This window comes from Halobacteriovorax sp. GB3 (assembly GCF_028649655.1).
Taxonomy (GTDB): domain Bacteria; phylum Bdellovibrionota; class Bacteriovoracia; order Bacteriovoracales; family Bacteriovoracaceae; genus BSW11-IV.
Genome location: NZ_JAQSLN010000002.1, coordinates 87,045 through 105,420 on the forward strand (window position 1 = coordinate 87,045; position 18,376 = coordinate 105,420).

Sequence of the window (18,376 nt, forward strand, 5' to 3'; positions counted from 1 at the left end):
ACTTAAAGAAAGACGTATTTGGATTGCACATGAAACTATTAAAGTTAATTTTGTTAAGTTCAGTCTTAGTTTTCTTTACCGCCTGTATGGGTGCGGGGAATACTGAGTTAGAGCAAGCAACATTTGGATTGAAGCTAACTGTCCTTTCCGGTGATGGCCAGGTTCTAGAAGATCCATCATCACTAGCTGACGAGGTAGTCGTTAAATTAACGAACGCTTCAGACGATAGTCCTGTTGCTAACGCCAGTATTTCTTTCGTTCTGGAAAATGCAGATTCAGGTGCAAAAGTTTTAACGACTTCAGCTATTACAAGTAGTGCTGGTATTGCAAAAACTAAAGTTGTGGGTGCAGATGACTTTGGTAAGAAAGCAATCATTAGAGTACTTGCAACAGGTACAGGATTAGAAGAAGTTGTTGTTGTTTCTATTCGTAATAAAATTATTCCAACTAAGATTGCAATCTTAGACCCTCCTGCCAATGTTGTTGCAGGGATCCCATTTGACCTTCAGTTAAGACTCGTTGATGACAACGGGAGAGTCTCAGAAGAGCCGGACTTCAACACAGAGATCTCTGTGGACTTCAGTTCTATTTCTGGAAATATTAGTGATTCATCGCGATTCAATAAGACGAATCCTGCTGATCGTATTGTTAAGTTTGTTGAAGGTGTAGGGGTTTTAACTGCCGTTACTTATACAACAGCAGAAGATTTAACAATTACTTTAAGAGATCACGGGAAGATTCCTGAGCTTGAGGCGATTACTCAAAGGGCAATGAATATCTCTGAAGTTAAGACGATGAGAATTGTACCTTCGAGTCCAACTCGTATGCAACTTGACGACCCAACTGACGGGACAACTGATGACACTATTGCTGTTGTCGGTAAACTTTATGACCAATATGATAACTTTGCTTACAACTACTCTAATGCTTGTCAGGCGCGTTATACAGTTGCTGGTGATAATTTAAATCAAGCATGGATTGTAGATTCAGCAGATCCAAGTGCTAGAAACCAGACTGGTATTGCAACATTTAATGGTGGTCGTGGACAAGTAAATGTTAAAGATACTAATGTTGAAACAGTAACAATCACAATTAATAATGTAACTCTTGGTTGTGGTGGATTATCTAACTATGGTACTGCGCAAGATGTTCGATTTGATGTTGGACAAGTTGCAAAAATTGAAATTCGAGCACCTGTTCCTGATACCAAGAGGACAACTGAGGAAATTTCACTATTACTAGAGGCCACCGATGCGGGTGGTAACTTTGTTTCTTCATACAATGGAAAAGTTGGTATCGAATTTGATCCGGCTTGTTCGGCCACAATTAACATTGCTGATCACGACGGTACGAATAAAGCTAGCTTAAATCTTGGTACTAAAACAGTACGAGTATCAAACACAAATCTTGATAGAAAACCTACTGAAGAATGTACTGTTTCGTTATCCTCAACAACTGATACGACGGGTATCGATTTAACATCTTCGCAAAAGATTTACTTCACTCCTGGTCTTCCTAAGCAATTCGCTTTCGTTCAAACGAATTATACAGGTGAAGTTGGATGGGGAACACTTGCTTCTCAAAGAAATCCTACAACTATTGATGTAGAGGTTCTTGATACTTATGGAAACCCTGTCACAACATATAGTGGTGGTGGTGTTGATATTGAATCAGATGGAACAACTGAAATTTCAACAACAGATGCAGACGGATCAACAAACCCTAAAACGATTTCTATTGCGGCCAATGGTAAAGGAACGGCGACTGTTTGGGGTCTGAAGAATGAAACAGTAACTCTAAAGTTTACAAATGGTCCTGCTGGAATGAGATTTACAACGGGTAACTCTGAAAACGTCCCTGTTGATAATTTAGGTAATTCAACTTCTAGTTTATATTTCAAGTGGGGTATCCCAAGTTATATTGAAATCGTTGAGCCAACAGATGGTAGTGTTGATGCTGCAATTCCTTTGACTATTACGGCATACGACTACGGTGGGAACCAAGTTAACGACTATGGAACTGCTGGAACACCTATTTCTGAAATTCAAGTTGTTGCAGATAGTGGTACTGCTGTTTTTGATGGCCCAGTTAGTTTTGTTGGTGGTCAATCAACTGTTAATGTATCTAATACAGTTGAAGAAACGGTTAATCTTTCTCTTAATTTTAGATCAGGTGTAACTTCATACAAGAACTCTAAAGGTCAAGACATCAATATTACTGATGCCGTTAAGGCCAATAAAGATGTGTATTTTAAATGGGGTACTGTTGGAAGAAAATTTGTTATCACTGATCCGCCAGATACGAATGTTGATACATTCGCGCGTTTAAGAGTTCAGGTTGTTGACCAATTTAACAACCCTGTTCGTGATTATGGATGTGGTGGAGACACTCAAGATGTTGCTATTGCTGTTAACGGTACTGCTCGTTTAAGTCAGGCTTCGACAACAAATCATACTGATGATCCAACTTATACAGCACTTTCTCAGACCGAATTTGTAGATATCAAACTACAAACGGGAAGTTGTCCAATCACTAATACTACAAGTGATGCCTCTTATGGAGATGTATTCCTCTTTAATAGAAGTATTGCACCTTTTGGAAGCGACTTTCAAACTGTCGGTGTGACTATGAGTGATTCTGATGGAACAGGTTACAGTTTAACTCCTACTGGAGGGGTTATCTCAGTTAACTTCGCTCCTGGAACGCATACGACTTATAATATTTTAGATAGTGTTGGTACTGTTGATGCTCCAATTAGAGTACCTGTTCAAGCTGTTGACCAATTTGGAAACCTTGCCGTTACTTATGTTGAAAATGATGCTGTTACTTTTAGATGGGTTGATCAAAAGAATGCAGATATTAATTTAGATGCAGATAATAATCCAACGACAACAGCTGATAATAGAGCTTCAGGTGATCTTTTTGTAGACTTCCTCTCTGGTGATAGAGGAGAAGGTTATATTTATTTAAGTGATACAGTTTCTGAATCGATTACAGTCGGTCTCGAACTTAAGTCTGGATATACAACGTCAAAAACAGCGACAATTCTATTTAATTCTGGTGTTGTTACTAACTTTGCGATTGTTCCACCAAGTGACCCATCAACAATTACAACTGATGATAAGGTCCTTTTTAATATCAGAGCTCTTGATCAGTATGGAAATATAAATACATCATATGAAGATGATATTAAAGTCTCTGTAAACAAAAGTGCAGGTATTCTAACAAATCCAACTGAGACTGATCCAACGAACTTTACAACTGTTACGAATCGTGTTGTCGATATTTCTTCTGGTGTTGGGACAATTTATGTTTATGATCCAGTAAAAGAAACAGTAACAATGTCTATGATCGATGAGCTGGGAAGAACTCTTACTCTTCCATCAATTGACGTGGACTTCTTACATGGTCAACCTGTAACAGCTAATATTGCACAAGTTGATTCTACTCAATTCAATTATCCGTCGCTAATTTCATCTAATGTTAATGCTGATACTCCTGGTCTTGTTACTGTTGAAATTCGAGATCAAAATGGAAACATTGCAGATACTTTTACTGATGATGTGAATCTTGTTATTAGAAGTGGGAATGCTGAACTCGTTGCTTCAGCACCGGCGCAAAATGATATTCCAAATACTGGTCTCAATCAAACGAGAAGAGTAAATATCTCAAGTGGTGTGGGAACATTATATGTGAATTCAAGAGCTGTAGGAGCTGTTACTCTACATCTTGACGATTCTATTGCATCCACAGGGCTTACGATGGTTCCATCATCTGTGGACACTCCAATTACCCTCAATGTTCAACACGGAACTGCAGAAAGATTTGGAATCTATCTTCCAACTGATATTCCAATGACACCAGGGCAATTAGGAACTCTTCCATCAGGTGTTTATACTGGAAATACGGATAACGACGTTGTTGTTGCTGTTAATGTTTATGACCACTATCACAACTTAGCGACTAGCTTTGGTGGAGATGTTACTTTAACTGTTGATAAAAACGCAATTATTGATAGTACTTCTATTCCCGTTTCTTCGAATTACGTTGATACGAAAAATGTTAAGTTAACTATGGTTAACGGAACAGCTGTCTTTGATATCTATGACTATCAAGTTGAAAATAGTGTCTCAGTAACTCTTAGTGGAAGCTTAGGGACAAATGCTGGAAATTTAGACACTAGTCATGCTCGTCTTATCAACTTTACATTTGGTGCTCCAAGCTACTTTGCTATTGTTAAGCCAGGAGTGGATGCTATTGTAGATAATCCTTCTTCAATTAATGTAGAAGTTCGCGACCAAAGACACAACGTTATTACTAGTGGATTTCAGGGAAGCGTTGACTTTACTGTTGATGGAAGTGCCTTTTTAAATGACGCTTCTGATATCAATCCAACGACTGGGCTAGTGGCCAGTCCAATGAAAACAAGAACAATTACATTTGGACCAACGAGTACAGGTGTTGAATCAATCAATGTTTACGATAGAACATCTGAAACAGTTACATTTTCACTTTCAAATGGTTCTGAGACAGCTCCAGGGACGAACTCTCTTGCTGTTGTTGATGCCAAAAACCCTGCAGAGCTTAAAAATCAATACTTCGCTCCAGGTGCAGAGAAAGATTTTCAAATTCAGACTCCGGCAACTATTGATGGAGACGGAAATCATGTGACTGCTGATAACTCTCTTGTTATCGAAGTAAGGGCATTTGATAAGTATGGTAACTTTAAAAATGATTTAACTGCCGCAGATCTTATTCAACTTCAGCTTTCTCTAAGTGGTAGAGTTGTTGGAGCTGATGACATTACTCCGATTGCAGATGATAAAATTGATTTTGGTGGTAGCTTCCCACAAGGTGTTGGTCGAATTAAAATTCGTGACACAGTAGCAGAGACAATTGATCTCACTCTTGCAGACCACCTCGGTCGTGGATATACAGGAAATACTGTTCAGGTTAAAGTTCGTCACGGTAATGCTTACGACTTCATAATTTCAAATGCTCTCGGGTCAAATGATTCTGGAACAAACCCAACACTTGCAACAAGAGCAGATGTTGAAATTGATGTTGAAGTTACGGCACGTGATGCTTTCCAAAACACTGTTGAAAACTTTGCTGGAAAAGCGAACTTAGCTTTTATTTCTGGTACAGCAGGAGCTTCATTCCCATCTGGACAGACAATCTCTACTTGGACAAATGGTGTAGGGCAAATTGCATTTACAAAAACTGTCGTTGGAGATGTAACTGTTGAAGTTCAAGATCACGTAGATGCTCCAACGATGCTTAATACTGATCCATCTGCGCAAAGAACGATTACAATTGTTCACGGTCTTCCTAATAAATTTGCTTTCTTAGCTCCAACTCCTCCAATTCGTGCAGGTGAGGAAATCGCGGTTACAATTGAAGCGCAAGATGTTCACGGTAACAAAGCATTAAGCTATGGTGGAGCAGGTAAAGATGTTCAAGTTGAATATCGAAATGGGGTTGGTACGATTAAAGATGGTGCCAGCTTTGTAAGTGGGCCATTAACTTATGAATTAAGTGCTGGTAGTGCAACAGTAATCCTTAAGAAAGAGGCCTTTGCTGCAACTTCATATCCAAATACAGATGAAACAATCCAATTAGGTTTCCTTACTGCTAGTGATGGGTCGATGGATGTTACGGATACTGAAAGTATTACGTTCACTCCAAATGATCCTGTTGAACTTATCGTTGTCGTCGATCCAACTCTAAATACTGAAGGAGCGGGACCATTTTCAATTGATTCAGATGTGTCTGTTAGACTTGAAGCTAGAGATGCCTATGGTAACTTTAATGACGAGTATACAGGAACAGTTAATTTTACATCGAATAAAGACTCATGGATTTATCAAGACTCTGTATCTTGGGCGAGCCAAAATAGAACAATTCAATCTGAGAATATCTCCATCACTGGTGGAGCAAAGATTGTTAAAGTTGCCGATCTAACTGCTGAAACTTCAGTAACTCTAGGACTCAATACTCCTGTAGGTGGTTCAATTTCTACCTTAACACCAGCACAAATCGATTTCATGCACGGTGTAGGTACTACTTATAATATCATTTTTGTTGCTCAGCCTGCTGCTACGACTCCGACATTTACAACGGATAAGCAAAGAGGTGTTCAGCTTCAAGTACTAGACCAAGGTGGAAACATCGTTCTTAATCATGCGACTCACGATGTTCGTATGACTCACAATGGTGTCGATGCTAACTTTACTGGTGATGATGGAGCTGATGAAGGTAAGGTTAGTGTAACTAATGGTACGGCAGATTTTTTCTTTGATAGTAGAAGAACAGGTAATATCACTCTAGGTATTGACCCTGCTCTTTATGATTCAAGCTTATCACTTGCAACAAGACAAGTTAAAATTGATCCAGGTACAGTAAGTACTCTTGCTATCGTTGCCCCAGCTTCAACTACTGCGGATACTCTTCTTATTTCGGACAATACATACACACAACCTGCTTGTGGCGCCGCTGTCCCAGGTGCAGCTCCATGTCCAAAGCCAACAGATATCTTAAGAGTTGAGCCAAGAGATAAGTACGGTAACGTTAATAATATCGAAGGTGCAGGGAAAACGTATGACGTGACTCTGAAGGCCATTGATACAGCGACACTTCAAGAAAGATGGAGTGAGAACGTTAAAATTACTGAGGGAAAAACTTATCTTAATGATGGTGTGACTCTCTTTAATCAACAATTAATTAGAGCAGAGAATGTTAGATTTACACTATCTGCACCTACACCTTCTTCACAATTAGATGAAGACGGAAACACTGTTAATATCGATGTAACATCAAATCCAACTGCGACGATTAATCCAGGTGTTCCTGCTAAAATTTGGATTGTTCAGCCAACAAATAACTCGATTGATAATCCAATTGAAGTAACTGTTGAAGTTCAAGATGGTCACGATATTGATGGAAACGGAAATGGTAACCTTGTTCCAACCGCTCCTGATTATGCCGTTGACTTTACTCTAAGTTCAGCTTCTGGCCTTCCTGTTTGGAATGGAAAAGGGACTAATGATCCAAGAGATAGTGATACAACAGATACTATTTCTGGGGATACAATTACAATTAAAAAAGGTGTTGGTGTTTTCAACCTCGAGTCTACGAGAGCTGAAAGTGTTGATATTGGTCTAACTGCAGCTCCAGGTGGAGTTCCAAGTCGTCTTAATGATGGTGACTCTAATGTATTCTTCGGAGTTTCTGGACAAACAAAGACTGTTGTCTTCTCTCCAGGTATTCCAAATAATTATAAAATCTCTCCTCCAGCGAATGGAACTCTTTATGATGCAGCGGAAGGAGATGAACTTAAGAGATTTAACTTTGAAGTTAAGGCCTACGATAGAGGTGGTAACTTTAAGAACACTGTTAATGGTTCCGTTATTGTTGATGCCTCTATTGCAGATGGAACTGTTACTCTTTATAACTCTGATGAATCACAAAGTGGAACAGGTTCACTCATTATTAATCTTGTTAATGGGGTTGGTAATGTTAAATTTACAACGACTAAAAGTGGTACGGTAGCTCTATCTTTAAGAAAAGATGAAGTAACTCCTGACCCTGTCGGTATTGATGTTGATTCTACATCATTTAACGTAACAGTTTCTCCTGGTCCTGTAACAGTTATTGCTCTTGATGATCCTGTTGATATTCGAACAACGACATCAAACTCAATGGCAGATGTTAGTGATAATACGAAAATGAGTACGACTTCTGTTGTTGCAAGAGCTTATGATACATTTGGTAACTTCAATAACGCATTTACAGGTTCTGTTTTAACACTTGCTAGTGACTCAGCAAATATGGAAATGATTAAGGTTGTCGATTCTACGGCATCAACAGACCTTTCATTTAGTAATGGTCAGGCGTCACTACTTGTTAGAAATAAAACAGCTGAAACAGTTAATCTAACTCTTAACGATACGTATAATCAGTTTTCTGGAGTCAATATAACGGCAACTCAAAACGTTGTCTTTTCTCCTGGTCCTGTTTCACAAGTATCTCTTGAAGTTCCTGCTTCTTCAGAAGCTCCGGGGACAACTCTTCTAGACACAGATGGAAATGAAACATTTACTGTTAGATTAAGAGATATTTATGGAAACCCTAATACTGATGCTACAGAGGGTACTCTTACTAACGAACTGAATCTTTCTTTAACACTAGAAACTAATTCTACAGGGGACTTCGATAGTTCTCCAGGAATGACGACCAAAGTACAAAGTTTCTCTAATGGTGTTGGAACATTTACGGTTCAATTAAGAAAATTTGGTAATGATCGCTATGATGCAGCTTCTATTAGTAATCTTGGTCGTGAATCTGGGATGGAGCACATTACAGTTAATATTGATTCATCAGCGAGCTCACTAGCTAATTATAATAATATAGCTTCGAGAAAAATTTATTTTAAAAATGGTGGAGCTAATTTTATTACACTTGATGATCCAGATCCACTTGCTGATAAAACAATCGATGATACGGTTACTGTTAGATTAAAGGCAAGAGACCTTTATGGTAACTTAGATATTGGACATGGAACGCCACCAATTAATACAGTAAACCTCACTGTTGATGGTAATGCTATTATTAATGGATCTTCGAATTCAGAAATGATTGCTATTACAAATGGTGTTGGTACAGCAACTGTTACTAACACTGTTGCTGAAACAGTAAACCTTAATCTTGGAGCAGGAAGTGAACCAATTAGTGGAACTCCGCTAGCACCACCTGTTTCAACTGATTATTCTAGAACTCAAGACTTACTCTTTAGCCCAGGTGCTGTAACATCCTTTGCATTTGCTGCGAGTAAGCAAACATCAGGTTCTATTGTAAGTAGTGCAAATGTTGGAACTGTAACAAACGACTCTACTCCAGAGAGAATTACTGTTGATAATGCGGCTGAATTCTATCTCTACGCCATTGACCAAGGTGGAAACATTGTTCCAACTTTCAATGAGAATGATCGTATTTCAATTTCAGCGAATAAAGGTGCAACAGTTAACACTGCAGAATCAACTTATGGTGATTTCATTGCAGGTGAAAGTAAGGTAACAGTTAGCCATACGGTTGATGAAGTTGTTAGGCTGACAATCAACAAGTTAAATGGAGCAGACTCATCTGTTACGACAAATAATATCGACATTGATTTTGATCACGGTCTAACGAGCACATTCGCTTGGAACGTCCCGACTGGTCTTACTGTTGACAATGTTGCTAACGTTGTCGTTCAAGCTCAGGATCAATATGGAAACAATAATGATAACTATGCAGGACAACTAACTTTTAGTGGTGCTGAAGCTGTAAATGATCCACTTATTATTAGAGAACCTTATATTTCTAGTGATGCTAATGATACTGACCCAAGTGATAATTCTCACTTACAACAAGCGGGTGGTTATCAAGCAACAATGTCAGGTGGTTCACTAACATTAAATCTGATGGCCTTAAGGTCTACTCAGTACAATTTAAATATTGATGCTGCTGATGAAACTTCTGATAGTAATGGTTCGCTAAGTCGTCCATCGACCACGATTGCCTATCAGCCTGGTTTTCCTATCAATTTCGAGATCTATGAGATCACTGATGGTTCTTATAGTCCTTACACATCTTCTGGAACAATAAATATCATTAGAGCAAGTGATGGTAGTACACTAAATACAGATAAATTTGCTCGAATTGGTATCCAAGCACTAGATAGAGGTGGAAATAGATCTCTTGGTTATACTCAACCAAATGCTCTTAGCTTAACTTCTTCTCCAAACACAAATGTTGACTTCATTCTTCCGGGTGGAGCGACATGGAATGCAGGTGGTGGCAATGGACAGTCTTCGATTATCCTCGGATTCTTAGATGGAACAGGTGTTGTTGAAGCTGAGATGAGAAGTAAGGATGACAGTACATTCAGCCTTAGCCTTGGAAGTCTTGTAACAGGTACTGAGAAAAATGCTGGAAATAAGCAGATTACTTTTGCCCCTGGTCAGTTTAGACAAGTAGCATTTCCTGGATCGAATGTTTCAACGGTTAAGGCCGATGCGACATTCCCTCTAAATATTGAAGCACGAGATAACTTTAATAACCTCGCAACTGATTATACGGGATTTGTTAGAGTTGGACTTGAAACGAGTCCGGGAACAATTGTTTTCCCTGGAGATGCGGGATTCCCTGCTGACGTTGTTTTCCCTGCCGGAGATGGTGGACGCGAAAATGGTGTTATTGAAATTGTAAATGGTGTCGGTAGTTTGGCAGGATTTGAAGGTCATACTGCTGGTGATGTTGTCAAACTTGTTATCGTTGAAGATACTTTTGATTTTGATCAAAGTGGTGGAATTGGTCCAACAACATTTTCTCATAGTGTTACTGTAACAGCAGGGGATCCTGCAAGTATCGTTTATGCTTCAACAATTAATGATGTTGTCGTTGATAACGATGCTAGTTTCACTTTAAACGTTGTCGATACTTATGGAAACCTATGTAACACGACAAACGGAACAATTGATGTTCATGTTAATGGTGCTACTTATGGTGTCTCTCAAAAAACTATTTCAACTGCACCTGTTACTGGGTCTTCGGGAGCATCAACTTCTCCTTCTCCTGGGAATAGTGTTTCATTTACAAATGGTACAGGAACTTACAATATTCACTCGCAAAGAGCTGATACTGTAACTGTTACGATTTCTAATCCAACAATTGCTGGTTTCTCTCCGGTTATTCCAACTCCAACGAGAAACTTTACGTTCTTACCGGATACTGCTCAAGTTATTAACTTTGTTCAGTCTGATTACGAAACTGATGCAACTCCTGGTAATGAAAAGGTTGGTGTTGACCATGCAATCTATTTAGCGGCCACTGACCAATTTGGTAACATTGCTAATCACAATGGTTCTGTAACGATAGTTGCTGCTGCTCCTGCAAATATGGACCTTGCAGCTCCTGGTACTGTGACATTTACTAACGGGCGTGCAACTCAAAATATTCGATCTTCAATTACGCATACTGCGAACTTAAGCCTTACTGCTAGTGGAGGTTTAACGGCAACTGATACCTATAGTGTGACTTTCACTCCAGGTGATCCACACCATATGGCCTTTGGAAACACTGTTTCCGATGTTGTTGTTGGTAACTCTACAAGTGTTATCTTAAGAGTTGAAGATGAGTTTAATAACTTATGTACTCAAACTTCTGGAAACGTAGAGCTTGTTATTGATGCTCAGGCAACATTAGACTCTAACGTAAAAATCGGTGGTTCAGGTGGGACGGCAAGTGCTTCTGCTCCAACTGGTAATACTACCGCTCTAACAAATGGTACAGTAACTCTATCTCTCTATTCTGAGAAATCGGATATTGTTAACCTTAGTATGAAAAATGCAAGTTTCACTCTTGCTGGATCTACTCCGTATCCGTCGAGTGTAAATTTTAATTTCTTACCAGGTAACCCTGTAGATATTAAATTTAAAGCAGCTGATTATGCGACAAGTAGAACAAGTGGTTCGACTGTCGCTGGTACGGCTTATTCAATCTATCTCGTTGCTCGTGACCAGTATCAGAACACTGCTAACTTTAATGGTACCGTTGCACTTAACTCTAACCATACGATGGACTTGGCGGCTAACGGGACTGTGACGTTCACAAATGGGCGTGGTACACAAGATGTTAACTCATCTGTTATGAACCACTCTGTCTCTCTTTCACTTGGAGCTGTCTCTGGAGCGGGAAGTGCTTCAATTACAGACCTTGCAGAAACATTTGCCCTTGATATCGATCACGGCGCTGTAGATCACTTCGAATTTACAATGACACCGAGAGGTGGTGGTGGAAACTACACAATTGATGAGGTTATTGGTTATACAATTGATGCCGTTGATGTTTACGGTAACTTAAATAATGATTTCAATGGATCTGTAAATGTTCAGTCGACTCAAAACTCAGCTGTTCAAAATCCATGGATCAGTGGTTCTCCAACGACTTTCTTGGCCTCAGGTCAAAACCTCACACTGTCTGGTGGTACTTATAATTTAAGTGTTGAAACAGTTAACTCTGGACCACTAACACTTAGAATTCAAAGTGCATCTGCTGGGACAATTGGTCAAACAGCTTCAACGACAATTGATCCAGGTGCGATTACATTCTTTAGAGTTATTGAGCCAAATGTTGGTAAGGTTTCAAACCCAGCTAATACGGACTTAAAAGTTGCAATTGATATTGAAGCTCTCGATAGAGGGTATAACAGAATTACAAACTTTACTTCTGGTGTCGCCATTGGACAGTTGCAAGTTCAGTCTGTTGCTACTTCAGATATCACTCAAACTGATATTACAACGTCATCAACTTATTCTGATGAGAATACGCCATACGAACAATCAATGGATATCATTTCATTCACAAATGGTCTCTCTAAGGCATACATTAAATCTAAGGCGGTTGCTCAGTATGACATCAATTTAAATGTTACTCTTGGTGGAACATCTCTTTATGATGGTGCGAAGAGAATTGAATTTGAACCAGGTGGAACGAGTAAGATTATCTTCTCATCTGCTCCAACACAAAATAGAGCGGATTTAACTTTTAACGTTACTCTTCAAGCACAAGATGCTTTTGGAAACGCGACTCCTGATTTTACTGGGAAAGTGAAGCTGAAGCAATCTTCTGGTACTGGCTGTACGATCCCGAACGATACAGTTGATTTTGTTTCAGGATCTTATACATTTACAGGTGCTGAAGCCATTCAATGTACTGTTGCTGGAGATATTCAGCTTGGTGTTGAAAATGGATTTGGTACAACTGTCTCTGATATGACAGCTGTTGCTCCAATTTCAATTAAGCACGGGCAGACAAACTTACAATTTTTCTTATACCCAATTACTGACACTCAAGTTAGTAATAGTACGGAAAAAGATGTAACAATAGAGCTTCGTGACCAATACGGTAACTTCGCTAATACAATGGCCTCAAGTTATGATGTTAACTTAACGGCTGCTAGTGATGACAACGCTCAAATCTATATTGATTCAAGTTCGATGTCTTCAGGAACAAGACTTGTAACACTACCTGCTTTAAATGGTAAAGCTGTTCTCAAAATGAGATCGACAAAGGCCATGGCCGCAACTCTGAATCTTTCAGATGCCGGAACGGGATTCCCTAGAAATCCATCAGCGGGTAGAAGTTTTAACTTCACGCCAGGTGTTGCTTCTAAACTTAGATATCAAACGGCCTCACTGACTCAGCAAACGACTGATTCATTTGCACTAGAGATTCACGCACTTGATGAATTTGATAACGTTGCTCCAACTTTTGGAACATCTGTTACTGTTCAAGCAAGTGATAATACAGATCTCGCTGTAGGATCAACTGGTCTTGTGGCCATGAGTAGTGGTAAGGGAACAGTTAATATTCAAAGAACATCACCTACAAGTGGTTCTCCTGTAACGTTCTCTCTCGTTGGTCCTGCTGGAATTGATGTGACAACTTCATTTGTTCTTACTGTTTTAGCTGGTCCTCCAAGTAAAGTTAGAATCGAAGACTTAACGACTCCGGTTGGAAGTAGAAATGTTGACCACCCAGGTATTCCAGTTAACGTGACTCTTGTTGACCAGTATGACAACCCAACTCTTCCTTCAAGTGGAAGTGTTAATGTCACAATGAGTGTAAACTCTGGTCCAAATGCTGTTTGGAATGACTCGGCCATTGCTGATACGGTTGTTACGTGGACAAGTGCAACTCCAGAAACACAAACGAGACAGATTACTTCTCAACAAGTTGGAAATGCAAATATTGGATTTACTTCGGCAACTCCAAGTTCTATTGATATTACACATAATATTTTCTTGAACTTCGCTCACGGTGCAGCTTCTCAATATGTCTTTGGAACCCTTCCAACAAACCCTGGAACGGACCAAACGGCAGTAGTAAATGTTAGACTTGCTGACCAGTACGGAAATACATGTACTTCAGAGAGTTCTAAGAGTGTAACTTTAAACGGAACAAGTGTTGGTGGTATTGCCGGTACAATTTCAGGAACGGGAATTTCCACTCAATTCGCTTCTGGTGTCGCTGGATTTAATGTTAAGTCAGCAACAAGACAAGATATTCAACTTTCTGTTGTTGATAGTTCTGGAGACGGTCATGCCATACCTGCGAATCAAACGATTAACTTTGTTTGGGGAGCTCCATTTAAAATTGCTTGGAAAACTCTACCAACACCTGTTCAAGTTGGAAACGTATGGACGGTTGAAGCTCAAATTGAGGATTCAAACTCAAACGTTCTTCTTGAATATAGTGGTAGTGTAAACCTTGCGACTTCATTTGCTGGTGCAACTCAGCCTGATGGAAGCACTCCACCAGATCCTACTGGTGGTGGAACTGTTGCCTTCTCAAGTGGTGTAGCCGCTTGGAACCTTTCTGGTAATGGTGCCGGTAACTTAACGCTGACAGCTTCTAAAGCTTCAGGTGATGGAAGTCCAGGAAATGCAAATGGTGTTATGGTTGTTGAACCAGCTTCACCATCTAAAATCTTTATTGCTCCTCCGGGAAGTTCTGGGATTATTTCTCAAGCAACGACTGTTCAGACGATTCTTCTTGATTCATTTGGTAACGAGTCGAAATACAACGGAACAATCACTTTTGATGTTAGAGCATCTCAGTCTCAAACTCCTACAGCAAGTGATGGTTATCATGATGTTGCAACGAACCCAACATCTCGTGCAATTACATTTACAAATGAGTCTCAAGCGACTTTTAAAATTAGAAAGACAACTCACGGTTACGTTAACGTTTATGTACCTTCTCCTCCGGGTGGAATGAGTATGCAAAATTCTAACGGAATCGATTTCCACTTCCAGCCGGGTGATCCAGTTGAGTATGCTCTTGAGCTACCTGCAAAACCAGCAGATGCTCTTTTCCACTCGACAGTATCGAGTGGAGATAGAGATGCTGCCCACGCTGTATCAGGTGTACCTGTAACAGTTCAAGTAAAGGCCGTAGACGTAACAGGTGCTGTTGCTTCTACTTGGGGTGGGGTTGTTAAAGTATCTGTTTCTGGAAACGGAAGATTAATTTCTAACGAGCTTGTCAGTCTTACAAGTGGTCAAGGATCATTTGAATTATTCAATGAATATCCTGAAGATGTGACGATTACTCTTGAAGATCAATCTTCTGATAATCTAGGAGATACTCTTGCTGAATGTACTGTTTTAAATACTTGTCAGCAGACTCTTGTTGTTAAGAGATCGAGAGCAAAAGAAGTTAAGCTCACAAGTAATGTTTCGACGATTAGAGCTTACTCTACGAACGGCCAGGATAATATTACATTTACTGCAACTGTTTATGATGAGTCTGACAACGTCTTTACAAGTTATCGTGGTGATTTATATGGAACTGGTTGTTACGGATTTAATGGTGGACGTTATGTAGAAGTTCGAAATGGTGTTGGTACGAAGTCTTGTTGGGATAGATACCAGGCTACTGATACATTCTCCGTTTCTAAACACGAAGATTACACTGGTGCATTACCAATTGCTATGGATTCAATTACCTTTAATACAATCCACAATACTCCAACTAGAGCTTATTTGTACTGTCCAGATGATTCTGTTGCTCCAACTGATGGAGTTGAAAGATGTTATCACAGATTAACTGATAATTTTGGTAGCGGAGTAGTTGGAAGTTGGGGGAATGCAATCAATGATTCCGATGGTTATACTATCGACATTGAGTTACGTGATAATGGCGGAACAATTAATCCTAACTCAATCTACTATACAGATGTAAATGATGATGGAATCTTTGATCCTGCCGATCAAGCAACTGCTAATACTTCTGGTGGGACACTTGATCTAACTGGAACAGACGGTCAGCGAAATTTCTTTGTTAACAATACACAAGAAGAGTTTGTCGTCATTAATATGGCAAATATCCAATACACTGGTGGTACGTGGACCGCTGGTCAAATTAGTGCAATTAGTATTCAAAACACTCAAACGGTTTACTTTACACCAGCTCAAACTACTGAAGTAGAGTTGACTGTAACTGAAAACCCAGCTGCACCTAATCCAACGCAGGATAACTCTGAGTATTTTACAGCGACACTGACTGCGAAAACGGCAAGTGGAGCGACTTCAACAGCTGAAGATGGATTCATCTATGTTGATATTATTACTACAGGTGTTGCAAATCCTATTGATACATCGAAAGTTTATCTAGAGAAAAATAATGCCGGTTCATTCAGTCAATCGACAAGTGAACTTGTTCAATTTGTTAATGGTATTGCGACAGTAAATATCGCCTCTAGAGTAACAGGTGATATCAAGATTAGAATGAGAGATCCTGGAACATCTGGTTGGACATTTACAAATAATGAACCAACAAAGACATTTGTTCCTAATCCTGCAACGAAGTTCATCAATCAAGACGTTGCTACAACAAGATTTGCAGACAGTACAACTCAAACGATTACTGTGTATGCAACGGATGCAAACGACAACATTGATACGAACTTCAGCAATAATGTTAACGTGACGTTTACTCTCGGTGGAGTTGATAAGCGATCTACAATTACGAATCTTTCTTCTAATCAGATTGCGTTCACTAATGGTGTGGCAACACTTAATGTTGTGACAAATGAGCCTGGAAGTTATGCTTTAACAGTTGGACCGTTTACTGGTGTAACCGCTGATAGTGATAACTATAGTTTCAGCGCACCAGATCCTGATGTCATCATTAGATCAGATTCAAATACAGTTGCTGGTGGATCTGTGACAATTGATGTGAGAGCGCAGAAGTCAAATGGTGTGCTTGCTTCATCATTCAATGGTTTCTACAACATTACGTACAAGTTAAATGGTGCTGGAACAGTTATCAATGATGGTTCAATCGATGATAGTTCTGATAACGTAGCGCTTTCTAGTGGTGTTGGACAATTTACAGTTACTTCTTCTAAGGCCCAAACTGTTGATATTGAATTCAGTCAGGTCTTTACAAGTGGTCCAAGTCCAACATTTGCGACACTTACAGTGATCTTTGGAAGTGGTGCTCCATCTGAAATGGTAATCACTCAGCAGCCGGTAGGTAATGTTGTTACAAATACAAATCTATCTCAATCTCTTGTGATTGAACTAAGAGACTCAGATGGAAATGTAGTAACAGATGCTACGAATACAATTACTCTAGAAGGTCACGTAGGAGCTGGTTGTTCAAGTATTGATAACACGAACTTCTCTTACAATGGCGGTTCAGGTGGTAAAACACCAACTAGTGGAGTTGTAACATTCAATGCAATTCAATCGGCAATTGGTCAGACAATGTCGATCAAGATTAAAGACTCTTCTGGGGCCATCTCTCCAGTTTGTACAAATAGTTTCTCTGTCTATGAGCCATTAGCAACAACTCTTGTTGGTTCTGCTACGGTAAATTCTAAAGATGAGAGAATTATAGAGTTAAGTGGTGGTGTGCCGCCACTAAGTGTTCAGTCTTTAACGACAACGACGACTTCAACGGCTGTGATTGTTACAAGTGCTGATCCAAGCTGTAGTGTTGCTCAGTGTGTGAAGTATACGGCAGGTACAAATAATAGTGCTGAAAGTATTGTGATTGCTGATGGGGCATCGAATACAGATACGATTAACCTGACGCTGACAACGCCAACATTTGAGTTCCTAAATGCGGATAATGCTGATGTTGTAATGGGATCACCACACGATCTTGGTCAGATTACAAATACTGGTACTTTCTCAAGAACTGTGAAGATTAAAAACACTGGCTCAATTACTTCTGGTGCTTTAAGTCTCACACTGACTGAAGATAACGCTAATATTTGGTCACTGACTGATGTTGATTGTATTGGAACAGATTTAGCAACAAATGGAACGTGTACTGTTGATGTTAACTTCCATGCTGACTCTTCTGAAGCTGCTGGATCGTATAGTGCTACTCTTGAAGTTAAGGGGCCAAATGATGCTGGTCTTCAGACTATTCAGATCGATGCTGAGAAATTACCACCAGTTAGCTTCCTTGATAGTGGAAATAGCCCACTCTCAACTACGCTTAATATGGGGGCTTTCTCAAATACTTCTGATAATAACGTAACGATTAGAGTGAAACATGCCGATACAGCAGGTACGAGCTCTGGTAGTTTAACTGTTGCTAATACGCCAGATTTTGCTGATATGTGGACGATTACAAGTGATGGATGTACAGGTCAAAATCTTGCTGCATCAGGAACTTGTGACATTGTTTTAAGATTTAACTCTCAGACGGGTAGCCAGTCTGCTGGAACATACTCTACATCACTTCAAGTGAGTGGAGCTAATGTGGGACAAAGTGCAATTACTGTCCAAGCAACTAAGAATCCTTAGGAGACAAA

Annotated in this window: 1 protein-coding gene; it reads left to right on the plus strand. The window is 39.6% G+C overall.

Features of this window, described 5'->3' with window-relative positions; all coding sequences use genetic code 11:
• Positions 1-29 precede the first annotated feature (29 nt).
• Positions 30-18,368 carry a hypothetical protein gene (locus HBN50_RS05135; RefSeq protein ID WP_273868446.1) on the plus strand — a complete coding sequence of 6,113 codons (18,339 nt, stop codon included), beginning with the start codon at positions 30-32 and terminating at the stop codon, positions 18,366-18,368.
• Positions 18,369-18,376 lie beyond the last annotated feature (8 nt).